The organism is Brevundimonas sp. UBA7506, from assembly GCF_002479495.1.
Classification (GTDB): Bacteria; Pseudomonadota; Alphaproteobacteria; order Caulobacterales; family Caulobacteraceae; genus Brevundimonas.
In genome coordinates this window covers 817,276-839,344 of record NZ_DLNQ01000005.1, presented here as the reverse complement: position 1 = coordinate 839,344, position 22,069 = coordinate 817,276, and the positions used below count along the sequence as shown (strand labels likewise).

Annotated in this window: 17 protein-coding genes and 1 riboswitch; of the genes, 12 read left to right on the top strand and 5 right to left on the bottom strand. The window is 66.5% G+C overall.

Annotated features, from left to right (window positions below):
• Nucleotides 1-383 precede the first annotated feature (383 nt).
• The 11 genes from B3K53_RS06005 (at nt 384) to B3K53_RS05955 (ending at nt 14,016) form a co-directional block, all read left to right on the top strand.
• The gene (locus B3K53_RS06005) at nt 384-2,000 is read left to right on the top strand and encodes a TonB-dependent receptor plug domain-containing protein (protein WP_292083219.1); all 1,617 of its coding nucleotides are present in this window, start codon (nt 384-386) and stop codon (nt 1,998-2,000) included.
• Entirely contained in the window at nt 1,997-2,950 is a 954-nt protein-coding gene (locus B3K53_RS06000) for a hypothetical protein (protein ID WP_292083218.1), read from the top strand. The genes B3K53_RS06005 and B3K53_RS06000 overlap by 4 nt, the downstream gene beginning before the upstream one ends.
• Nucleotides 2,947-4,050 carry a cytochrome-c peroxidase gene (locus B3K53_RS05995; protein ID WP_292083216.1) on the top strand — a complete coding sequence of 368 codons (1,104 nt, stop codon included), beginning with the start codon at nt 2,947-2,949 and terminating at the stop codon, nt 4,048-4,050. Before B3K53_RS06000 ends, B3K53_RS05995 begins: the two co-directional genes overlap by 4 nt.
• Nucleotides 4,051-4,214: 164 nt before the next feature.
• On the top strand, nt 4,215-4,370 hold the full coding sequence (locus B3K53_RS05990) for a hypothetical protein (protein WP_292083215.1): 156 nt from the start codon (nt 4,215-4,217) through the stop codon (nt 4,368-4,370).
• Between the two features lie 101 nt (nt 4,371-4,471).
• Nucleotides 4,472-5,134 (top strand): RNA polymerase sigma factor, encoded by a 663-nt coding sequence (locus tag B3K53_RS05985; protein WP_292083214.1) that lies wholly within the window; start codon nt 4,472-4,474, stop codon nt 5,132-5,134.
• A complete protein-coding gene (locus tag B3K53_RS05980) occupies nt 5,046-6,014 on the top strand; it encodes a FecR family protein (RefSeq protein ID WP_292083213.1) in 969 nt (322 codons plus the stop codon). The genes B3K53_RS05985 and B3K53_RS05980 overlap by 89 nt, the downstream gene beginning before the upstream one ends.
• Before the next feature lie 92 nt (nt 6,015-6,106).
• Nucleotides 6,107-9,379, top strand: a complete 3,273-nt coding sequence (locus B3K53_RS05975; protein WP_292083211.1) for a TonB-dependent receptor — start codon at nt 6,107-6,109, stop codon at nt 9,377-9,379.
• The gene (locus tag B3K53_RS05970; RefSeq protein ID WP_292083209.1) at nt 9,379-10,956 is read left to right on the top strand and encodes an alkaline phosphatase D family protein; all 1,578 of its coding nucleotides are present in this window, start codon (nt 9,379-9,381) and stop codon (nt 10,954-10,956) included. Before B3K53_RS05975 ends, B3K53_RS05970 begins: the two co-directional genes overlap by 1 nt.
• A gap of 204 nt (nt 10,957-11,160) precedes the next feature.
• Complete coding sequence (locus tag B3K53_RS05965) at nt 11,161-12,150, top strand: GAF domain-containing protein (protein WP_292083208.1); 990 nt, start codon at nt 11,161-11,163, stop codon at nt 12,148-12,150.
• Between the two features lie 132 nt (nt 12,151-12,282).
• Complete coding sequence (locus tag B3K53_RS05960; protein WP_292083207.1) at nt 12,283-13,800, top strand: aldehyde dehydrogenase family protein; 1,518 nt, start codon at nt 12,283-12,285, stop codon at nt 13,798-13,800.
• Nucleotides 13,801-13,869: 69 nt separating this feature from the next.
• Entirely contained in the window at nt 13,870-14,016 is a 147-nt protein-coding gene (locus B3K53_RS05955) for a hypothetical protein (RefSeq protein ID WP_292083206.1), read from the top strand.
• 163 nt (nt 14,017-14,179) lie between these two features.
• On the opposite strand, the gene B3K53_RS05950 is transcribed toward B3K53_RS05955, so the two are convergent.
• Nucleotides 14,180-16,612: a TonB-dependent receptor gene (locus B3K53_RS05950; protein ID WP_292083205.1), complete on the bottom strand. Its 2,433-nt coding sequence runs from the start codon at nt 16,610-16,612 to the stop codon at nt 14,180-14,182.
• Between the two features lie 144 nt (nt 16,613-16,756).
• Between B3K53_RS05950 and B3K53_RS05945 the strand changes: the two genes are divergently transcribed.
• On the top strand, nt 16,757-17,422 hold the full coding sequence (locus tag B3K53_RS05945) for a TetR/AcrR family transcriptional regulator (RefSeq protein ID WP_292083204.1): 666 nt from the start codon (nt 16,757-16,759) through the stop codon (nt 17,420-17,422).
• Between the two features lie 19 nt (nt 17,423-17,441).
• Here B3K53_RS05945 and B3K53_RS05940 read toward each other — a convergent pair whose 3' ends face one another.
• The 4 genes from B3K53_RS05940 to cobU form a co-directional block, all read right to left on the bottom strand.
• Nucleotides 17,442-18,845, bottom strand: a complete 1,404-nt coding sequence (locus B3K53_RS05940) for an aldehyde dehydrogenase family protein (protein WP_292083203.1) — start codon at nt 18,843-18,845, stop codon at nt 17,442-17,444.
• Entirely contained in the window at nt 18,836-19,984 is a 1,149-nt protein-coding gene (locus B3K53_RS05935; protein ID WP_292083202.1) for an SO2930 family diheme c-type cytochrome, read from the bottom strand. The genes B3K53_RS05940 and B3K53_RS05935 overlap by 10 nt, the downstream gene beginning before the upstream one ends.
• 9 nt (nt 19,985-19,993) lie before the next feature.
• Nucleotides 19,994-21,232 (bottom strand): parallel beta-helix domain-containing protein, encoded by a 1,239-nt coding sequence (locus B3K53_RS05930; protein WP_292083201.1) that lies wholly within the window; start codon nt 21,230-21,232, stop codon nt 19,994-19,996.
• A gap of 119 nt (nt 21,233-21,351) precedes the next feature.
• Entirely contained in the window at nt 21,352-21,873 is a 522-nt protein-coding gene (gene cobU / locus B3K53_RS05925; RefSeq protein WP_292083199.1) for a bifunctional adenosylcobinamide kinase/adenosylcobinamide-phosphate guanylyltransferase, read from the bottom strand.
• A gap of 39 nt (nt 21,874-21,912) precedes the next feature.
• Nucleotides 21,913-22,069: riboswitch (cobalamin riboswitch) on the top strand.

The following is a 22,069-nucleotide window of genomic DNA, read 5'->3' as shown; positions in this document are numbered from 1 at the left end:
TGCGTCGTCGAATGAGGGCTAGCGACGTCTTTTGGCGCCGTCGCCAGGGGCTTGGCAGATGGAGCTTCGACGGGCTTCGGGCGTGCATCCTGATGCGGGGAGGCCAGACCGGCGAAGCCCTGACCTTCGAGCGTGACATGGATGACCGGAGCGCCGCCATGAACGGCTTTCTCCGTCGTGAAAGCGGCTCCCATGCAGGCGATGATCGCGATGTGGACGGCGCATGCGAGGCCTCCCGGCAGGGCGCGGCCGACAATAGGCGGGGGCGGTGACATGACGGCGGAATACACCGCCTCCCATCAACCTACAAATGAGAATCAGTTGCATTATTAGTTTGTGAGCGGTAGGGCGGCCCCGTTGTTCAGTCAGAGGGCGTTCATTCGATGCACAGGTATCTGCAGGGCGCGGCGGCCGCCGCCTTGGCCATGGTGGCTTTCCCGGCCTCCGCTCAGGTTGTCGGTGCTGCAGATGGCCGGACCCCTTCCTCAGACGCCGCCAATGCGCCCACCATCGTGCTGCAGGACCAGCGTCCGGCATCCCGCAGCTATCATTTCGGCGAAGCGGTCGATTCCGGTTCCAGCACCTTCAGGCGGGAGGCCGTCGAGGATCAGGCGCCGGGATCCGGCGACGCCAATGAGGTGCTGAAAGCCCTCCCCACGGTGCAGTTCTCATCGACCCAGGGTCGCGCGTCGCGAGCTGAGTTACAGGATCTGCGGCCGGAGAACATCTCGATCTCCGGGGGATCCATCTATGAGAACCTGTTCGTGCTGGACGGGGTAGGCGTGAACTCGCGCCTGGACGTCAGCAACGACAATGCAAACCACTACATCGAGGGCAATGCGGCGGCCTCGGCGCAGACGGTCTGGGTGGACGCCAATCTGATCGGCGAGATCATCGTTCGGGATTCCAACGTATCGGCCGAGTATGGTCAGTTCACCGGCGGCGTGGTTGAGATGGCCACCCGGCGTCCCAGTTCTGTTTTCGGGGTGGAGACCCATTATGGGGAAACCAGTCCGGCCTTGGCCCAGTTCCGCATGTCGGACAAGGTGCGGGACGCTCTGAACGGCGCCTATCCGGACGAGCCGGACTATATGAAGCGACGCTATGGGGTCGCCGTCGATCTTCCGCTGAATGATCGCATCAGGACCCTCTGGGCCTACACCCGCTCAGAAGCCGAGGTGACGAACTACAGGGGCGCCAACTGGGTTCAGTATGGCGACTACGGCCAGAAAAGCCTCAGCCAGACCCTGATGGTGAAGGCGGAGGCGGATCTCAAGGACGATCTTCTGCTCACCGGGCAGGTCACCTGGAGCCCTTATGAAAGCGAGTTCTCGCATCCGAACGGCATCGACAACTGGGTCTTCCTCAACGGCGGCGGGCTGACCGGGCGCGTGGGACTGGAAGGGCGCAGGGGCGAGGCGGAATGGACGCTGGATCTGACCCATGCCTGGTCGAACAACGACCGGGACAGCGAGCGTCCCGGCACGGTCAACGTATCCACGACCGCGGGCATCGACTGGTGCTCCGGCTCAAGCTGTTCGCTCGGCGGACCCGGGATCCTGTGGCAGGAGCAGAACGACACCACCCTGAAGGGGCGCTGGACGCAGCCGCTGGGCGTGGGTCGCCTGCGGGCCGGCTTCGAGATCGCCAACATATCGGCCGAGAAAGGCCAGCCCTACAGCGCCGCCTTCCGGCATGTCAGCAGCACCGCCGCCCAGCTTCGGGTCGAGGTCGGGCCGCAGACGGTCTGCCTGGATCCGGCCGAAGCGGCGGCGGGAACCTGTGTGACCGGCGCCTACGCCCTGGCGCAACGAAACGACACGACCGCCTTCGACACCCAGGTGGATCTGCAGTCCTACAGCCTGTGGGGCGAGTACGACTTCGATTGGGCGGGCTTCATGGTGCGCGCTGGCCTTCGGTACGACTACGAGAGCTTCCTGGAGAACACAATTTCGCGCCGCGCCTTTCGGTCAGCCGCGACCTTCCGTTTGCAGGGATGAACCTGACCGGAGGGCTCAACCGCTACTTCGGCCGAAGCTTCCTGGGATACGCCCTGAGAGAGAACTATCCCGGAAACCGGATCTATCGCCGGTCGCCGACGGTGGTGAACGGCCAGAACGTCTGGGCGAATGAATGGACGCTGTATTCGCACAGCGAGACGGCGCGCTATTCCAGCGCCGACCTGGACACACCCTATACGGATGAGTTCACCGTGGCCCTGCGCGGACCGATCGCCTGGATCGGAGGCGAATACCGGATCAAGGGCATCGTGCGCGAAAGCCGCGATCAGTTCGCCAGCTCGGAATCGACCTCGGAAGTTTATGACGTCGAGACCGGCGGCGTCTCGACAAGGCGCGTCTATACCGTGACCAACGACGGCGAGCGCTCCTATCGCGGTCTGTCGCTGGAGTATGTGCGGGAGTTCGGTCGGGACCATGCGCTGAGTTTCAGCACGAACTGGTCCCATACCGACGCCACCAACATCAGCTACTTCGACATCTCCGATGAGACCGAATTCGAAGGTGAGTACGTCTATTATCAGGGCGAGGTCGTGCCCAAGCTGCGCGCGCTGGCGGATAATCAGCTTCTGGATTTCGCCTCGCCGCTCATCGTCAATGGCGTCTGGTCGGCGCGCTGGCTGGACGGACGGTTGCGCACCAACGTCAACGCCCGCTGGCGCGACGGTTTCAGCCGCGTCGACGACACCCTGGTGAACATCACCGTCAACGGGGTGCGCTACGACGTCTATGACAAGGTCGAGTACAAGGCCTCGGTGGACGTCAACCTGGCGGCGACCTTCGAACTGGCCAAAACCCGCTATGGCGCCGCGGCCCTGGACCTGCGCGTCAACAACCTCTTCAACAGCGTCCTGAACCAGGAATATTCCACCGCTTCCCAGCCGTACCAGCTGGGCCGCAATCTCTGGGTCGGCCTGAAGTACCGCTATTGACCTTCTGGCGCGACATCGGCGCGCTCGCCCTGATCGTCGGCGTGCTACACGCCGGCGCCGGGGCGGCCGTCTCTCGGGTTCAGTCGCCGGAGACGGCGGCGGAGCTTCGCGCGGCCTATGCCGGCCCGCCCGAATCCTGGCCCAGGCCCATACTCCACCAAGGGGCGGTGTTCACCGAGTTCGGCCCTCTGCCGCCGGTGGAGCATCCCGCCGCCAATCCGACGAATGAAGCCAAGGTCGCGCTGGGCGCGCGGCTGTTCGACGATCCCCGCCTGTCGAAGTCCGGCCAGATCGCCTGCGCTTCCTGCCATGCCCGGGAGCTGGGGTTCGGTGACGCCTTGCGGACGTCGTTCGGCCACGACCGTCTCAGGGGACGCAGGAACTCCCAGCCACTGACAGTCGCCGGCTGGATGCGTCCTCTCTTCTGGGACGGCCGCAGTCCCGATCTCGAAGCCCAGGCGCTTCATCCGTTGATCGATCCCAGGGAGATGGCGGTCGACGACATGGAGGCGGTGGTGACGCGGGTCGCCGCCGACCCGGGCTATGTCGACGCCTTCCAGGCGGCGTTCGGCGATCAGGTTATCGACCTGGAGCGCATCTCCATGGCCCTGGCGGCCTTCCAGCGCAGCTTGAGTCCGCCCAGAGGACGCTTCGAGCGCTTTGTGAAGGGCGACGTCCGCGCGCTCAACGACGAACAACTGCGCGGCCTGCACCTGTTCCGCACCAAGGCCGGATGCGCCAACTGCCACAACGGCCCTCTGTTGACCGACGGCCGCTTTCATAACCTCGGACTGCATTTTTATGGGCGGGAACTGCAGGACCTCGGGCGCTACGAGGTGACCCGCGCGCCGGAGGATGTCGGTCGTTTCCGCACGCCGAGCCTGCGGGGCGTCAGTCGCACAGCGCCCTACATGCACAACGGGATCATGCCGCGACTGGACGGCGTAGTGACCTTCTATAACGCCGGCGCGGCCCGTCCGCGGCCCCGGCCGGATCAGGCGGACGATCCTCTTTTCCCCGTCACCGACCCTCTGCTTCGTCCGCTCGAGCTGACCCGCGAGGAGAGGGCCGCTTTGACGGCGTTTCTCGAAACGCTTTGAAGGTCTGGGCGGCGTCATACTGGGCGAAGGCGGGAAGACGCCTCCTAGGCTGACGGCGCGGGCTCGGCTGTTTCTTCCGGGGGCGCAAACGGGTCTATGAGGAAATGATTTGCAAATCGCTCGCAATTGCAGTTAAGCGCGGGCCCTCCTCAGGGGCCTCCCCCATGCCCTTCGCCTCGCCCGCCCTGTCGCTGCGCCGATCGTCCGGCCTTGTCGCCGTCTCGGCCCTGCTGGCGGGAACCGCCTTCGCTTCGACCGCCGCCGCCCAGACGGCGCGGCAGGAGCCGGAGGTCAGCACGGTGGAGGAGGTGGTGGTATAGCACGCGCTAGATCAGCAACGTCGCAGTTTTGTCGCAACCTAGTGACCCTGGCGCCAAGTTTGGCCTCTAGGAGAGGAGCGCTTCCGAGGAAGGGCCCGAGCGTGGCGCACCACTTTGACGAAGGGCGGGCGCGCTGGCTGTTGCGAGAGGTGCTGCCGCACGAACCGGCCTTGCGCGCCTGGCTGATGCGTCGGCGCGTGGACGGACTGGAACCGGAGGACGTGATCCAGGAGTGCTACAGCCTTCTGGCGGCGCGTGAACGGGTGGACGACATCCGTCATCCCAAGGCCTACCTGTTTCAGACGGCGCGTTCGCTGGTTTCGGGGCACGTCAGACGGGCGCGGATCGTCCCGTTCCAGTCGCTTGACGACCTCGACGGCGGGGACCTGACCGAGGATGCGCCGACGCCGGAGCGCATCGTCTCCGACCGGGACGCCTTGCGGCGTCTGGCCCAAGCCATCGCCGCCCTGCCGCCTCAGGCGCAGCGCGTCTTGATCCTGCGGCGCGTCCACGACCTGTCTCAGCAGGAGATCGCCCGGCGCATGGGGCTGTCCGAGAATACGGTCGAAAAACACATCGCCCGGGGCTTGCGATTGCTGATCGCCTGGCGAACGGGTGGCGGAAAGGCGCCGTCCCAACCCTCTTCCTTCATGCAATCAACCACAGGCGCTCCCGATGGGCGAAAGACCGACCAGCCGACAGATCGACGACCAGGCCGCAGACTGGGCCGCCCGCCGCGACCGGGCCGTCCTGTCCGAGGCTGATCGCGTCGCTCTGGACGCCTGGTTGGCGAACGACGCGCGCGCGGCGGGGGCTCTGTTGCGCGCCGAGGCCGTGGCGCTGGACACGCGATCGGCGAGGGCCTTGGGGACGGACTTTGATCCCGGCCGATTTGGGTCTGCGGGCGCCGCAGGACCGACAGCGCCTTCGCGGCGTCGGCTGTTGGCCTGGGGCGGGGCCGCGGCGGCTTCTCTCGCCGCCGGGGTTCTGGCGGTTCCCTTGCTGACGGCCGCAGAGGCGCACGCCACGGCGGTGGGGGAGGTGCGGCTGGTGCCGTTGGCCGACGGCTCGAGCATGACGCTGAACACCGACAGCCGCGCCGTCGTGCGGTTCGACAAGGGCCGTCGCGAGGTCGAGGTGACGCGGGGCGAGGCCTATTTCGCTGTGGCGCGCGACCCGTCGCGTCCCTTCGTTGTAAAACTGGGCGCGCGTTCGGTGCGGGCCGGCGGCGGCGCCTTCACCGTGCATCGCCTGGATGCGCGTCGTTCCGAGGTGACGATCCAGAGCGGCGACGTGCGGCTGGATGCGGCGGGGGCGGATCGCCCGGTGGGCGCCAACGCCCGTGTGGTGTTCAGCGCCGACGGCGGGGCCGAACTGGTCGCGGTGGCGGCGCGCGACATCGATCGGTCGCTGGCCTGGCGCGAGGGCAAGCTGGCCTTCGAAGGCGAAACCCTGGCCCAGGCGACGGCGGCCTTCGCGCGTTACGGCGGACCGCGCATCCTGGTGACGGATCCCGCACTGGCGCAGGAGCCGATCACCGGCCTGTTCGCCGCCAATGATCCGGTGGGCTTCAGTCGCGCCGCCGCCCTGGCCCTGGACGCCCGGGTGCAAGCGTCTGGCGAGGGGCTGGTGATCGTTCGGTAAAGCCACGGCGAAAGTTTCGTGACGCATGGCGGAGGCGTCGCCCTGCCGCCTCTTCGTCCCTGAAAGCGCCGCCGGCGCATCGGGGAATATCCATGCCTTCCAATCGTAGCCTTCTGTCATGCGGCGCGGCCGCAGTGGTCCTGTGCGTCGCGTCCCAGGCCACGGCCCAGACGCGCAGCTTCAATCTTCCGGCTCAACCCGCGGTCTCGGCCATTCCAGAGTTCGCCCGTCAGGCCCAGATTCAGGTGGTGGCGCCCGCTAGGGATCTTGAAGGCGTGCGAACCCCGGCCGTCAGCGGGGATCTGGACGTCCGCGAGGCTCTGGCGCGTCTGATCGCCGGCACGCCTCTGCGGGTGGCGGCGCATCAGGGCGGGGTGGTGACCTTGCGTTCATCGGCTCCGGCGGGGGCTCCCGGCGTCCTGGCCGGACGGGTGCTGGATCCGGCGACGGGCCAGTACATGCCCAACGCCGTGATCCGGGTGACCGACGCCTCGGGCGAACGCCGCACGGTGGTGGCCGGGGAACGCGGCGAGTTCCGTTTGACGGGCGTGGCGGCGGGCGAGGCCGAGGCCAGCGTCAGCTTCACCGGTTACGCTGACCAGACCGCCGTCGTCGCGATCCGATCCGGCGAGACGGCGCGTCTGGACTTCGATCTCTTTCGCCCGGGCACGGAAGGCGAGGCGATCGCGGTGGCCGATGTGGTGGTGACGGCCTCGTCGCGGGACGGCGACGCGCGCGCCATCATGAGCCAGCGCCGCGCGATGGACATCAAGAACAGTCTGTCCTCGGAATCCTTCGGCTCCATCGACGAGGGCAATGTCGGAGAGTTCATCCGCTACATGCCGGGCGTGGACGCCGAGGGCGAAGGCGACGACACGGTGCGTTATGTCCGCCTGCGCGGCCTGCCGCCCGAATACGCCTCGATCACCGTCAACGGGGTCAGCATGGCGGCGGCCGACGCCAACGCCGGCTCCTCGACCTCGCGCTCCTTCAGCTTCGAGCAGGTGTCGCTGAGCAGCATCGACGCCATTGAAATCTCCAAGACGGTCAGCGCCGACGTGGACGCCAACGCCCCGGCGGGGACCATCAACCTGCGCACCAAGCGCGCCTTCGACCGTCGCGGCCGCCGCATCAGCGCCTCGGTCTCGGGCTTCAGCCATTCGGATATGTGGAACGACCGGGTGGCGGGGCCGGGCGAGGGCGAGCACGACGCCCGCGTCGTGCCCAGCGGTCAGATCGAATACTCGGACGTCTTCTTCGACCGTCGTCTGGGCGTGGTGGCGTCGATCAGCCAGTCGAACACCTATACGGAGATGGAGCAGTCCTACTATCCGCGCTCCTACGTCCCCAATGCGGTCAGCCCCGACCCGATGGCGATGAACAGCATCTACGTCCATATGCGCGGGCAGGAGGTGTCGCGCTTCGCCGGGTCGCTGACCCTGGACTGGAAGGCGACGGATCGGCTGATCCTGTCGCTGGCCTCGATCTACAACAACTCCTACCTGTGGTCCGGTCAGCGCAACTACAGCTTCACGACCGGCGCCCGCACCTATGGCGTGATCGGCGACGCGGCTCTGGATTTCACCACCCGTCAGCCGGCGAGCGCCGAAGGGGTGTCGGCGGGATCGAACATCATCGCCAAGCGGGGCGAAGGCACGACCTTCGTGCCCAGCTTCGAGTATCAGGGCGACCGCTTCATCCTGGACGGAAACCTGTCCTATTCGGACTCGACCAGCACCTATGATCCGTTGAAGGAAGGGGCGATCTACAGCTTCGTCACCGCGCCTTCGGCCAGCGGCAACTTCAGCGCCTTCCGCCCCGGTCTCGACAGCACCCAGTTCCGGATCGAGCAGATCAGCGGTCCCGACTGGGCCGATCCGAGAAGCTTCTCGCGCGCCAACAGCCTGACCTTCAACACCGAGGATGGGCGTTTCGCCAGCACTGAGCTCGTCAACGGCGGGCTGAACCTGACGGTGGACGTCAACACTCCGGTCGCGCCCATTACCTTCAAGACCGGGATCAAGGCCAAGCGTTCGGTCTATGATTTCGGCAATGAACGCGTGGCCCATCAGTACCGTTATGTCGGCCCCCTGGGCGTGGCGGACTTCATGGCCGAGCACGCCAGCGCCAATGTGCTGAACTTCAACGACATGGGCATCGAATATGCGTCGCTGTCCGGCTCGAACGCGCTGTTCATGCCCAGCAATTACAAGATCGGCGCCCTGTTCCAGAGCCGCCCGGACCTGTTCCAGCACGTGCTGACGGCGGCCAACTACTACACCGCCTATATCGCCAACCGCCGTCACTTCGAGGAGGACTCGAACGCGGCCTACGTCATGGCCACGTCGGAGTTGAATGATCGACTGACGCTGCGGGCGGGCCTCCGCTGGGAAGAGACCCTGACCCGTTCGCGCGAGGTTGACGCCCTGACCGCCGACGAGGTGCGGGCCGCGGGCCACGCCGTCTCGACCTCGACCGGGCGAGCCACGACCATCGACGGTCTGAAGTATCAGTTCGAGAGCCGCCCCCAGGTGAACCGCAAGGGCGAGTACGATCACTTCTTCCCCAGCGCCTCGGCCAAGTTCGCCATCAACGACAGCATGGACCTGCAACTAGGCTACAGCCGCACCATCCGGCGGCCGGAGGTCAATGTCCTGGCGGGCGTCTGGTCGGTCAACGACGAGGAGCGGATCGTCACGGCACCGAACCCGGGTCTGGAGCCGGAAATCTCCGACAACTTCTCGGTGCGTCTGGCCAAGTATTTCGAGCCGGTCGGCCTGGTGGCGGTCAACTACTATCGCAACGAGGTGAAGGGGCTGTTCCAGACCGAGGAGATGACGGCCGAGGAGTTCGGCTACACCGGCACGGAATACGCCGGCTACACCTTCCGCACCACGCGGAGGGTCAGCGGCGAGGCCATCAGCATCGAGGGCTACGAGGTCGAGTTCAACCACAGCCTGACCTATCTGCCGGGGCCGCTCGACGGCCTAACGGTGCGCGGCTCCTTCACGCACAACAGTCCCCAGATTCCGATCGCCGGTTCGGCCCAAAACTTCGGCGCCCTGTCGTTGGCCTATCAGAAGGGGCCGCTGCGGCTGAACCTCAACACGGCCTGGACGGGCGACAAGCTGAACAGCGCTGCGACCGGCTCCTACATAAGGGCGCGGACGGCGATGAACCTGTCGGGGTCGTGGAACCTGCGCCGCGGCGTCAGCGCCTTCTTCTCGGTGCGCAACCTGCTGAACGAGCCCATGCACATCATGCTGCCGGGCGTCGACACCCCCAACGGCCGCATCCCGGATCACGCCGGCGACTATCGCGAATACGGCATGAGCGGCAGCTTCGGCGTCCGGGCGGTGTTCTGATGGGGGGCTTGCTGACCGACCGCCGTCGCCTGCTGGCGACCGGCGGGGGATGGCTGCTGGCGTCTGGCTTGCCGGTCAGGCTGTCGGCGGCGCCGCGGCTGGGCGACTATCCCTTCAGCCTGGGCGTGGCGGCGGGCGATCCGGCGCCGGACGGCTTCGTCATCTGGACCCGGCTGGCGCCGCGCCCGCTGGACGAACACGGGGGCATGCCGATGCGTCCGGTCGCCGTGCGCTGGGAGGTGGCCGAGGACGAGCGCTTCACCCGCGTCGCGCGCGTGGGGGAGGCGGTCGCGGGTCCTGAACTGGCGCACAGCGTCCACGTCGAGGTCGAAGGCCTGAAGCCGCGTCGGCCCTACTGGTACCGCTTCCGGCTGGAGGGCGGCGACGCCAGCCCGGTCGGCATGGCGCGCACGACCCCGGCGGCTGGCGACAATCCGGATCGGGTGCGTCTGGCCGTGGCCGGCTGTCAGCACTATCAGGGCGGCTGGTTCGACGCCTGGCGTCATCTGAGCCAGGAGCCTGACCTGGACGCCGTCTTCCACTACGGCGACTACATTTATGAAGGCGGGCCGGTCGCGAACCCGCCGGTCATTCTCGACGCTCGGGGACGGCCGGCGGACCGTCGCCATTTCGGCGGCGAACTCTACAGCCTGGACGACTATCGACGCCGTTACGCCCAGTACAAGGCGGACCCGGATCTGCAGGCCGCCCACGCCGCCGCCGCCTTCATCGTCAGCTTCGACGACCACGAGGTCGATAACAATTGGGCTGGCGACTTCGACCAGGACGGGACGCCCCCTGAGGCCTTCGCCCTGCGCCGCCGCTCGGCCATGCAGGCCTGGTACGAGCATATGCCGGTGCGCCGGGCCCAGATGCCCGGCGCGCACGGCCTGACCATGCACAGGCGGCTGGACTATGGGCGGCTGATGCGGATGCACGTGCTGGACACCCGGTCCTATCGCAGCGATCAGCCGTGCGAGCAGCCCGATGATCGCCATTGCCGCCCGGCGGGAACACCTGACGTCACCATGCTGGGCGCGGCGCAGGAGGCCTGGCTGGCGGACGGTCTGCGCGGCGGGGCCGCATGGAACCTGATCGCTCAGCAGGTCTTCGTCATGCCGGTGCGCCGCCTGATGCCTGACGGCCAGGTGCGGATGGGGGCGGGCGACACCTGGGGCGGCTATCCCGAAGCGCGGGCGCGGCTGGTAAAGACCATCACCGGTCTGAACCTAACCAACGTCGTGGTGGCCTCGGGCGACGCCCACATCCACGCCGTCGGAACCGTGCCCCTGCGCGACGACGAGCCGGACGGTCCGGCCGCCGCCGTGGAGTTCCTGGCCACCTCCATCGCCTCGGGCGGGGACGGCTCGGTCGCGACGGAGGGCACGAAGGCCATGCTGGCCGGCAGCCCGCACATGAAGCTGGTCAACGCCCAGCGCGGGTATCAGACGTTTGACGTGACCCCCGGGGAATGGCGCACGGATCTCAAGGTGCTGGACCGTATCCAGCGTCCGGGCGGCGCGCTGAGCAAGCTCGCTACCTTCACCGTGGAGCCTGACCGGCCGATGCTTGAGTGAGGGGATTGGTTGACGATGGCCCGCAGCGGCCAGTTGCGTGAGCCTTCGATCTGCTTCCGCTCTGTCCTCTATGTGGCGTGATCCCAATGGCCGCTCCCGGCGCTCGGGGGCCTTTCGCGTTGCAAATGGAATTGACAGGGTGAAGTTGACTCGTCGTGGGCGCCCGTTGACGTTCGGCGAGGAGAGGTTTCATCTCGAGTTGAGATGACGCCTTGGAGACTGATCATGGGCGAGCGGGAGCGTAGGGATCACGGCAGTCTGATCCGGCAGGCGCTGGACGAAGGGGCGGGTGCGCGTTCGGCTCTGGCCGCTTCGTGGCGGCGGTCTATGTCGCTCTATGGTCTGGACCCTGTCGAGCATGGCCGGGTCGAGACCGTCACCGAGCAGCAGTTGCATGAAGCGCGGCAGGCGATGGAGCCGTTGACGCGTGCGGCCGAGGGGGTGCTGGACCGGCTGTTTCTGGCGGTCGGCGGCGTGGGGTGCTGCGTCCTGCTGACCAACGCCGAGGGGGTGCCGGTCGAGCGGCGAGGGGCGGTCGCGGATGACGAGACCTTCCAACGCTGGGGGCTGTGGCCCGGCGCCGTCTGGTCCGAGCAGGTCGAGGGGACCAACGGCATCGGCACGGCCCTGGCCGAGCATCGCGCGGTCACCATCCATCGCGAACAGCATTTCCACGCCCGCAACACTGGCCTCAGCTGCATCACCCATCCCATTCATGACCATATGGGGCGGCTGGCCGGAGCGCTGGACGTGTCCTCCTGCCGCGCTGACGCAACCGAGGCCATCCTGGGGCTGATCTCGGCGGCGGTGTCGGATGCAGCCCGGGCGATCGAGGCCCAGACCTTCCGCCAGGCCTTCGCTGATGCGCGCATCGTCCTGGCGGGCGGGGCCGGCGAGCGCAATGCGGCGGCATTGCTGGCCGTCGATCGGCACGATCTGGTCATCGGCGCCACGCGGGCGGCGCGTCTGTCCTTGTCCATCACCGATGAGCGGATCGCGGCGCAACTGCCCGCCTCCGACCTGCTGACGCCGGGCGGGGCCGAGGCGGACCTGCTGGAGGCCGAGCGCGGGGCGGTGCGCCGCGCCCTGGCCCGCAGCGGGGGCAATGTCTCGGCGGCGGCGCGGGCGCTGGGCGTCAGTCGCGCCACCCTGCATCGCAAGCTGCATCGCCTGGGCCTGATCGACCTGCACTGACCTGTCGCAATCCTGCGACAGGTTTGCGGCGCACCATTGCGCCGCCGTCTGGCGCTGCGCCTCCTGCCGACCAAACTGGTCTCAAACGACGCCGGACAATCGGCGCCCGAGGAAACCAGCAGGAGGCCTTTCGTGACCAAGCCCGAATTCATCCGCGCCGTGACGCCCAAGTACAAGGCGCGCTACGACAACTTCATCGGCGGCCAATGGGTCCCGCCCGTCAACGGCCGCTATTTCGAGAACACCTCCCCGGTGAACGGCCGCGTCCTGTGCGAGGTGGCTCGCTCGGACGCGGCCGACGTCAAGCTGGCGCTGGACGCCGCTCATGCCGCCAAGGACGCCTGGGGCAAGACCAGCGTCGCACAACGCGCCCTGATCCTGAACCGCATCGCCGACCGCATGGAGCAGAACCTGCAGGCCATCGCCGAGGCCGAGACCTGGGACAACGGCAAGCCGGTGCGCGAGACGCTCGCGGCCGACATCCCGCTGGCCATCGACCACTTCCGCTATTTCGCCGGCTGCATCCGGGCGCAGGAAGGCAGCATTTCCGAACTGGACAATGACACGGTCGCCTATCACTTCCATGAACCGCTGGGCGTGGTCGGCCAGATCATCCCGTGGAACTTCCCCATCCTGATGGCGGCGTGGAAGATCGCCCCGGCCCTGGCGGCGGGCAATTGCATCGTGCTGAAGCCGGCGGAGCAGACCCCGGCCTCGATCCTGCTGCTGACTGAACTGATCCAGGACATCCTGCCTGCTGGCGTGCTCAACATCGTCTCGGGCACGGGGATCGAGGTCGGCGAGCCTCTGGCCACCAATCCGCGCATCGCCAAGATCGCCTTCACCGGCTCGACCGCCGTCGGTCAGAAGATCATGGAATACGCCACTCAGAACATCATTCCGGTGACGCTGGAACTGGGCGGCAAGTCGCCGAACATCTTCTTCAAGGACGTGATGGACGCTGACGACGCCTTCCTCGACAAGGCGCTGGAAGGCTTCGCCATGTTCGCGCTCAATCAGGGCGAGGTCTGCACCTGCCCCAGCCGCGCCCTGATCCACGAAGACATCTACGAGGCCTTCATCGAGAAGGCGATCGCCCGCGTCGAGGCGATCAAGCAGGGCGATCCGCTGGACCCGACCACCCAGGTCGGCGCCCAGGCCTCGGACCAGCAGTTGAAGAAGATCCTGTCCTATCTGCAGATCGGCAAGGACGAGGGCGCGGAGGTCCTGACCGGCGGCGATCAGGCAGTGCTGAAGGACGACCTGGCGGGCGGTTATTACGTCAAGCCCACGGTGTTCAAGGGCACCAACGACATGCGCGTCTTCCAGGAAGAGATCTTCGGCCCGGTCCTGGCCGTGACCACCTTCAAGACCCTGGAGGAGGCCATCGCCATCGCCAACGACACCGAGTATGGCCTGGGCGCCGGGGTGTGGTCGCGCGACATGAACACGGCTTACCGCGCGGGTCGGGCCATCCAGGCCGGTCGCGTCTGGACCAACTGCTACCACCAATATCCGGCCCACGCGGCCTTCGGCGGTTACAAGAAGTCGGGCATCGGACGCGAGAACCACCGCATGATGCTGGACCACTATCAGCAGACCAAGAACCTGTTGGTCAGCTACAGCCCCGACAAGCTGGGCTTCTTCTGATCCATTTGAGGGCGCGGGCGTTAAGCCCGCGCCCTTCGTTTTTGACCAGACCGGCGAGGAGACGTGATCATGGCTGCAGTCATGAAGGCCGCCGTCGTGCGTGAGTTCGGCAAGCCCCTGGTGATAGAGGACGCGCCGATCCCGACGCCGGGTCCGGGCATGATCCAGGTTTTCTCAGGGGGATTCAGAAGGGCTCGTGGAGAAACGGCTTGCTGAGCATCGCTCAGGCGAGGCTTATCATTCTCTTTTTTATTTCAGATGCTTGCGAGAGTTTTGGCGCCGTCGAGTGGGAATAGTCCGCTGACGGTCATGGGAAATCGAAGAGACCCTCCGAAGGCTTTCGGAGGGTCTTTCTGTCAGGGCGCCGCGGCTGTGGCGATCAGTAGGCGTAGGTCAGGTCCACGCCCCACATGCGGGGTTCGGTCAGGCCGACGAAGGGCGTGCCCAGGGTGGTGGCGGTGATGTTGTTGACCCCCGTGACATACTGATTGTCGAACAGGTTGTTGACGTAGACGCCCAACTGATAGCGCTGGTTCGCGGTTCGCCAGTAGAGGCGCGCGTCAGTGCGGTTCTGGGCTTCGGACGGGTCGAACCAGGGGGTTTTCAGGCACGAGCCCTGTCCCGTCGAGGTGGTGTTGCAGCGACCCTCGCCGCGATAGGCGTGGACGACCTGCATGTCGAGCGAACCTGCGTCGCCCAGGTCTTGGCGATAGGAGGCGCCGACCGACGCCGACCACAATGGCTCGCCCGTGGGTTGCCCGGCCAGATCCCCGGCGTCAGTGATTTTCCGGTTGTAGGTGGCGTCGATGTATTGGGCGTTGGCGAACAGGTTCAGGCCCTCGATGGGCTGCACGTCCAGTTGCATGTCGAGGCCCCAGGCCGTGTCGTCGCTGGTTTCGACCAGGTATTGCGGCACGCTGGAGCCTGCCGGGACGACCAGGCGGATCGATTGCTTGCCGTCATAGTCATACGTAAAGGCCGAGAGATTGAGGCGGGCGTGGGCACCGAGGTTGCTCTTCAGCCCGATTTCGAAATTCTGGACGTCCTCGTTGTCGAAGCGCGAAGCGACCTCGACGCTGTTGAAGCCTCCGGCCTTGTAGCCCTTGGCGTAGGAGAAGAAGACCATCGCGCTGTCGGTCAGGTGATAGTCGGCGACGAAGCGCGGGCTCAGATCCTCCCAGGAATCCGACAGCTTGCAGGTCACGCCTTCCTGGACCGTGACGCCGTTGTCGCACGGCACGCCGGCCAGGGCGGACAGGTCGAAAATGTAGTCGGCGTAGAGGTAGCCTAGGGCCGGGCCCATGTTGTCGTTCAATACGAAGTTGATCGTCGGATCGTTGAGCACGGCGTCGAGTTCCGGCGCCATGCGTCGACCGTTCAGCCACTGGAACGACTTCTTGTCGCGGGTGTAGCGCAGGCCGAACGTCAGGTTCAGGCGATCGGAAGCGGCCCAGATGACGTCGGCGAAGACGGCCGTCGCGTCGAAGTCGCCCTCGTTGATCATGTCCTCCCGCCAGCTGTGGCCCAGGGTGCTGGCCGGAATGCCCGCCATCCCCAGGATCATGTCGGCCAGCGAGAACAGCGGGGCGCCGGCCGCATTGGCCAGGATGGTGTTGATCGTGTCAGTGGCGGCGTAGGTGTCGCTGCGCTGCTTGGCGTTTTCGGAATAGTAGCTGGCGCCCGCGATCCAGTTGAAGGCGCCGGTTTCGCCGGCGAGGCGGAATTCCTGATACCAGGACCGGTTCTTTTCCCGGTTGTTGGTGTCGAAATAGAGGTCGGGGCGATTGGTGCCGTCCTCGTCCTCGCGGTTCTCGGTCTTGAACTGCCGGATCGAGGTCAGGGAGGTGAAATCAATGTCGCCGAAGGCGTGGGTGATGGTCAGCACGGCCTCGTCGAGACGCCGCGTCTCGTGGTTGTCGATGACGTCGTTGAAGACGCGCTTCTCGAACGGATTGGTGTAGTCGGCGGGCTCGGACGGGAAGGCGGGCAGGCCCGGCGCCGCCGGGATGGGCGCGACGCCGATGGCTGGGCGCGCATCCTGATCAATCTCGTCATGGCTCCAACTCAGGATGGCCTGGGTCCGGGGCGTGACGTCCCAGCGCAGGGCGGCGCGGGCCGCCCAGTTGTCTTCGCGGTCATAGTCCTCGCCGGTGGCGCTATCGATCAGCCAGCCGTCGCGGCGGTTCACCAGGGCGTTGACCCGCAGGGCCATGACGTCGTTGATCGGCAGGTTGACCAGGCCTTCGAGGCGGCGTTTGTCGTATTCGCCGAGGCGAAGGCCCAGCCGGGCCTCGAATGCGTCGCTGGGCTTGTTGGTGGTGATGGAGACGGCGCCCGCGGCGCTGTTGCGGCCGAACAGGGTGCCTTGCGGCCCCTTCAGCACCTCGACCCGCGCCACGTCGCTGAAGGCCAGCAGGGCCGCGCCCGAGCGGGCCGCATAGACCCCGTCGACATAGACCCCGACCGCCGGGTCGGTGCCGACGCCGAAGTCCGAGGTCGCGACGCCGCGAATGCTGTAGCGCGCCTGGGTCGGGCTGGTGTTCGAGACCGACAGACCGGGCACGAAGACGGCCATGTCGCCGATGTCGTCCGCCGCCAGGGCTTCCAGCGCCTCGGCGGTGACCACGTTCACCGTGATCGGCACTTCTTGCAGGCTTTGCTCGCGCCTCTGTGCGGTGACGATGACGTCGTCCAGCGACGTCGCGTCCTGCGGCGCCGCGTCCTGCGCCCAGGTCAGCCCCGGCGCGGCCAGCGCGGCCAACGCCACGCCGACGGCCAGCGTCGCCTTGCGGCGGAATTCCATCTTGGTCATAGCGGCCCTCCCAAACCCCTGTTCCCTAGACTTAACGAAACAGAATATTATTCCGTTTGACAAGAGGGAGAGCGCCTGGACGGCTTACAGGGGCGTGCAGGCGTGTTAGACGGCCTGAGGATTGGGGCGGAGAGGATGACGTCAGTGGGCCCGCGCGCGCTGCAAGAAACGACCACACCGGCGAGCTCGCCCGCCAGCTCGCTGGGACGGCGCACGGCGCCGATGCAGAAGCGTGCGCGCGACCGGATCGACAGCGTGCTGGCGGCGACCGAGCGTCTTCTGGCCACGACCTCGGTCGACACGATCACCACCAGCAGCATTGCGGCCGAAGCCAATGTGCCGGTTAGCTCGATCTATCGCTATTTCCCGAACGTCTTCGCCATCTACAAGGAGCTGTTCGAGACCCTGGTGGCGCAGCTTCACACCCGCATCGCCGAGATTCTCGAGAATCCCCAGTACACGTCGTGGCGCGAACGCCATCTGGCGGTCATGCTGGCCTTGCGAAAGACGCTGAACGAAGATCCGGCCTATCGGCCGCTATTCCACCTGATGCTGACGACGCGCGAGCTGCGGATCGTCAAGGAACACGCCAATGCGCAGATCGCGGCCTATCTGGCGGCGCGCTGGGAGCGGGGGCTCGACGGCTTCCACGGCGGCGCGCCTCTGGCGGTCGCCCGCATGGCCACTGAAATCTTCACTTCGTTCGAAACCCTGACCAGCGGTGAAGCCCATTCGGAATGGACCGACCGTCTGTTCGCCGAGGCCACGGTGGCCCTGGAACGGTATCTCTCGGCCTATCTGGAAGACTAGTTGCGGGGCCCGCACGGCTTCAGGCCATGCGTCGCAGCAGCGCCAGCCTGGCCTTGGTGAAGGGTGGATAGCGGACGCTGGCGTCCAGGGCGAAGCTGCGCTTCAGCACGGCGCGGCGGTGGCTGAAGGTCTCGAAACTGAATCGTCCGTGATAGGCGCCCATGCCGCTGGCGCCCACGCCGCCGAACGGCAGGTTGGGGTTGGCCATGAAGACCACCGTGTCATTGATGGTCGCCGAGCCTGATCGCGTCGAGGCGATGATCCGGTCGGCGGTCGCCTTGTTCCTGGTGAAGGCATAAAGGGCCAGGGCGGGCGAACGGGCGTTGATGGTCGCCAGCGGCGCATCCAGCGTCTCGTAGGGCAGGACCGGCAGGATGGGGCCGAAAATCTCCTCGGCCATCACCGGGGCATCGGGCGAGACCTCGGTCAGGATGGTGGGCGCGACATAGCAGGCCTCGACATCGGCCTGGCCGCCTGTGACGGCGCGGCCGTCGGCCAGCAGGGCCTGCAGGCGCGCGGCGTGGCGCGGGTTGATGATGCGCCCGAAGTCAGGGCTCGATTTGGGATCGGGGCCGAACATGGTCGTCACCGCCCGCTTCAGCTCGTCCAGCAGTTGAGCCTCGACCGAGGCGGCGACGTAGACGTGATCCGGCGCCACGCAGATCTGACCGGCGTTGAGGAAGCGGCCCCAGACGATGCGTCGGGCGGCCACCGCCAGATCGGCCGTCTCGTCGACGATGCAGGGATTCTGGCCGCCCAGTTCCAGCACGACCGGGGTCAGATGTTTGGCGGCGGCCGTCATCACGACGCGACCCACCCGTTCGCCGCCCGTGTAGAAGATCAGGTCGAAGCGTTGGTCGAGCAGGGTGGTTGAGACCTCCGCATCGCCCTCGACCACGGCGAAGGCGCGCGGGTCCAGGTACCGTTCCACCAGCTGCTTCAGCAGGGCCGATGACCTTGCGGCCATTTCGGAGGGCTTGATGACGGCGCAGTTGCCCGCCGCGATCGCTCCGACCAGCGGCCCCAGAACAAGCTGGAAGGGATAGTTCCACGCTCCGATGATCAGGGTCACGCCGTAGGGCGTGGTTTCGATGAAGCTCCGGCCCGGCTGGATCGCGAGCGGCGTCGCGGTGCGTTGCGGTCGAGCCCAACGGCGGAGGTGTTTATGCGCGTGCGCCGCTTCCTTGCGGACGAAGTCGATCTCGGCCGTGCAGGCCTCGCCGAAAGGCTTGCCCAGATCGGCCGCCAGGGCCTCGGCGATTCTGGCCTCGTTCTCGATCATCATCCGTTCGAGTGCGGCGAGTTGGCTTTGACGCCAGGCCAGATCGCGCGTCAGGCCGCTTTCGAAGCCTGCGCGCAGGGTCTGGACGACCGAGGCGACCTCGGAAGCGGGGGCGAGGGGCCGCAGGGGCTCTACCGACATGATCCCTCCATTGAATCGATCCAGAAGCGGACGAGGGCCACACCCTCGGCATGGGCGGTCGAGCGGCCGATCTCGGGCATCATCACCGCGGGATTCGTCGACGCCATGCGATAGGGGATGATCGACGCCTTGGCGTCGCCCGGCACGATGTCGAAACGAAGATTGCCCGTGCCGGGGCCGGCCGCCACAGGCAGCTTGCAGACGCCGGTCGGCCCTGAAAGCGGCGTGGCGGCGTTCAGATAAAGACCCGAGGTGTCGGCCGGACCCTTGGGATTGTGGCAATGGCCGCAGTTGACGTCGAGATAGGCCCGCGCCCGCGCCTCGAGCGGTGCGCCGGCGTCCGTCCACGACACGTCCTTCGGGGCGTCTTTCGGATCGGCGAGGCCGCGCAGATAACCGGCCTTGGTCAGGCGGGTCAGCTGGTTCTCGGTTCCGTCCGCATAGGCGAAATCGCGGTTGAGCAGCCGGGGCTTGGGGCCGATGGGTTGGATGACGCGCGTGGCCACATTGGTCGCGTGGCAGGCCGAGCACTGGGTCACGTTGGGCACGATGTAGGAGAAGGCCTGGTCCTCGCCGTCCGCCCGCGCCAACTTGAGCGGGACCACCGCGCCGACCCGGTGCAAGACGGCCTCAGTCTGGGCCTCGTTCCACAGATAGGTGAGGGCGGCCCAACCTTCCGGTCGACGGATCAGCAGCCGGGTCTCGACCATGCGAACCTTCTTCAGGTTCAGCCCCGCACCGTTGTGGATCAGGGCCTGGTCGGCCTGTTGCAGCACCCGGCCGCCGCGTCCGGTCTGATAGAAGAAGGTCTTGGTGATGACCGTCCCGACAGGGAAGGACAACTCGTCGTCGCCGGGCTTGTAGTCCGCCGCAGCGCCGGGCGGCATCCAGATCGTCCGCAGCTTCTGCGCATGGTCGGTGAACAGCGGCGTCGTGACGTCATAGGGGGTGACGCGCTGACCCAGAACCAGGGCGTCGCCCGACACCTGGACCATGCCCCAGTCCCGCAAGGACCTGGGGTTCTCCGTGGCGAAATAGGCCGGATCGACCAGGGGCTGCGGGGGCGGCGACGGCCGGGTGCAGGCCGCTGCCCCGGCGACCAGCGCCAGGCAAAGGGTGAGCAGTCGAAACCGTGTCATGAGGCCGCGTCAGGCTCCCGGCAGGACGACGGGCGACAGGCGCGGCAGGGTGCATTTGTGCGGCGCCATGTCGGTGTTCGGATTGGCGTACTTGTTCGGGCCGTCGACGTTGAGGACGCCCGCCTCGCCGTTGTCGATGCAGATGCGCAGGGCGGCGGGCATCTGGCCGTTCACCAGACGCTTGGGATTGACGTAGCCGTCCCAGACGATGTCGGGGAAGCGGCCCGTCGGGCCGAACTTGGCCACGCGCAAGGCCTGAAGATCCATGCCGTCGGGCGAGTTTCCGCCGCCGCTGAAACGGTTGTCCTTGATCAGGATGGCTTCGGGATAGGGGTCGAAGTCGCCGTTCATGGCGCTGTCGGAATAGCCGGCGGAAAACAGGCTGGAGATAATGATGTTGGCGGTCTTGTTGTCGGCGATGTCGTTGTCGAAGATCTCGACCTGATCATTGGAGTTGACGATCACGCCCGTGCCTGCCGGAACGCTGGCGACCGGGGTGCCGGCGTGGCCGAAGTTGCGCGTGTTGTTGGCGACCGAGCGGTTCTTGTAGACGCGCGTCCGGTATCCCGCCTGCTGCAGTTGAGGCATGTTGAAGACCAGGATGCCGCCGGTGTTGTTGGTGGCCAGGTTTTCATAGACGTCGGCGTCGATGCAGTTCTCGATCTCGATCCCGGCGACGTTGAACTCCGCCCGGTTGCGGCGGACCACGACGTTCTTCGACTGGCCGACATAGATGCCGGCGTCGGACGCGCCGATCGCCACGCTGTCCTCGATCAGGACGTTTTTCGTCTGCACCGGATAGATGCCGTAGGCGCCGTTCTCGGTCTTGGGCCCTTGCGTCCATTCCGTGCGGATGCGGCGTATGACGATGTTCTCGCCCTCGTTGATCTTCAGGGCGTCGCCCTTGGTGTCCTCAAGCGCCAGGTCCTCGATGGTGAAGTTGCTGGCCGTGACCAGCAGGCCCTGCGCCCCGGCGGCCTGATTGCGGAAGTTCAGGATGGTCTTGTCCATGCCCTGACCGCGAATGGTCACGCCGTCGACGGCCAGGCTCAGGCTGGTGTCGATGGTGAAGACGCCCGCCGGGATTTCGATGACCGTGCCGGGCTTGGCGTCGATCAGCTTCTCCATCAGCTCGTTCTGGTAGGTGGTGTTGGCCTTGGAAAGGTCCGTGCCCTTCTCGGCGGGCTTGGCCCCGCAGGCCCCCAACACCAGCATCAATGCGACCGACAGCCATGTGCGCGCCATCATGAGTTCCCCTCCAGAACGCTCGTGAGTGTTTCCCCATCATGAGGTTTTCATAACGGCGTCATTCCCGCAAGACGAAAACGAAACTGTTTCCGTTTTTAGGGCGGTCGCGCGTCCGGGGGCTATGCGCGCTGCAGGTCCAGCTTCATGCCGGCCACGATCAGGCAGGCGCTGTCCGCGATTGACGCGATCCGCTGGTTGAGCCGGCCGGCTTCGTCGCGGAAGCGGCGTCCGAGCGCGTTGTCGGGGACCAGGGACCAGCCGACCTCATTGCTGACCACCCAAAGGGCGGCGGGGCAGGCGGAAAACGCCAGCGCCAACTCATTGACGGCGGCGGAGACGTCGCGGTCGGCCAGCATCTGATTGCTGAGCCACAGGGTCAGGCAGTCGACGACCGCAATGTCCTCGGCCGACAGGTCGCGCAGCGCCGCAGGCAGTTCGAGGGGCGCCTCCAGCGTGCGCCACCCGTCGCCGCGCTCGGTCCGATGCCGGTCGATTCGATCGCGCATCTCTTCGTCGAAGGCCTCGGCGGTGGCGATCATCAGGGGCGGGCGGCCGGTCGCGGCCGCCGCCTGTTCAGCCTGTCTCTGGGCATAGGCGCTCTTGCCCGAGCGGGCGCCGCCGAGGACCAGGGTGATGGCCATGTTGCGTCTCTCCGGTTGACCTCTGGGGCGCGCGGTCCTACTGCCACGGTCGCGTCAGGTTCCCCGAAAGGGGATTGAAAGGGAACGGAGTGTGAAACTCCGGCTGTTCCCGCAACTGTAAGCGGCTAGCCCGCGCGTCATACGCCACTGGCGGTCCGGAAGGCCACGGCCTGAAACGACTTCTGGGAAGGCGACG

Excerpts from the sequence above, each read along its gene's own strand:
- B3K53_RS05930 (WP_292083201.1), bottom strand. The coding sequence starts at position 21,232 with ATGATGGCGCGCACATGGCTGTCGGTCGCATTGATGCTGGTGTTGGGG.
- B3K53_RS05990 (WP_292083215.1), top strand. The coding sequence starts at position 4,215 with ATGCCCTTCGCCTCGCCCGCCCTGTCGCTGCGCCGATCGTCCGGCCTT.
- B3K53_RS06000 (WP_292083218.1), top strand. The coding sequence starts at position 1,997 with ATGAACCTGACCGGAGGGCTCAACCGCTACTTCGGCCGAAGCTTCCTG.
- B3K53_RS05965 (WP_292083208.1), top strand. The coding sequence starts at position 11,161 with ATGACGCCTTGGAGACTGATCATGGGCGAGCGGGAGCGTAGGGATCAC.
- B3K53_RS05955 (WP_292083206.1), top strand. The coding sequence starts at position 13,870 with ATGGCTGCAGTCATGAAGGCCGCCGTCGTGCGTGAGTTCGGCAAGCCC.
- B3K53_RS05940 (WP_292083203.1), bottom strand. The coding sequence starts at position 18,845 with ATGTCGGTAGAGCCCCTGCGGCCCCTCGCCCCCGCTTCCGAGGTCGCC.
- cobU (WP_292083199.1), bottom strand. The coding sequence starts at position 21,873 with ATGGCCATCACCCTGGTCCTCGGCGGCGCCCGCTCGGGCAAGAGCGCC.
- B3K53_RS05980 (WP_292083213.1), top strand. The coding sequence starts at position 5,046 with ATGGGCGAAAGACCGACCAGCCGACAGATCGACGACCAGGCCGCAGAC.
- B3K53_RS05970 (WP_292083209.1), top strand. The coding sequence starts at position 9,379 with ATGGGGGGCTTGCTGACCGACCGCCGTCGCCTGCTGGCGACCGGCGGG.
- B3K53_RS05975 (WP_292083211.1), top strand. The coding sequence starts at position 6,107 with ATGCCTTCCAATCGTAGCCTTCTGTCATGCGGCGCGGCCGCAGTGGTC.
- B3K53_RS06005 (WP_292083219.1), top strand. The coding sequence starts at position 384 with ATGCACAGGTATCTGCAGGGCGCGGCGGCCGCCGCCTTGGCCATGGTG.
- B3K53_RS05935 (WP_292083202.1), bottom strand. The coding sequence starts at position 19,984 with ATGACACGGTTTCGACTGCTCACCCTTTGCCTGGCGCTGGTCGCCGGG.
- B3K53_RS05950 (WP_292083205.1), bottom strand. The coding sequence starts at position 16,612 with ATGACCAAGATGGAATTCCGCCGCAAGGCGACGCTGGCCGTCGGCGTG.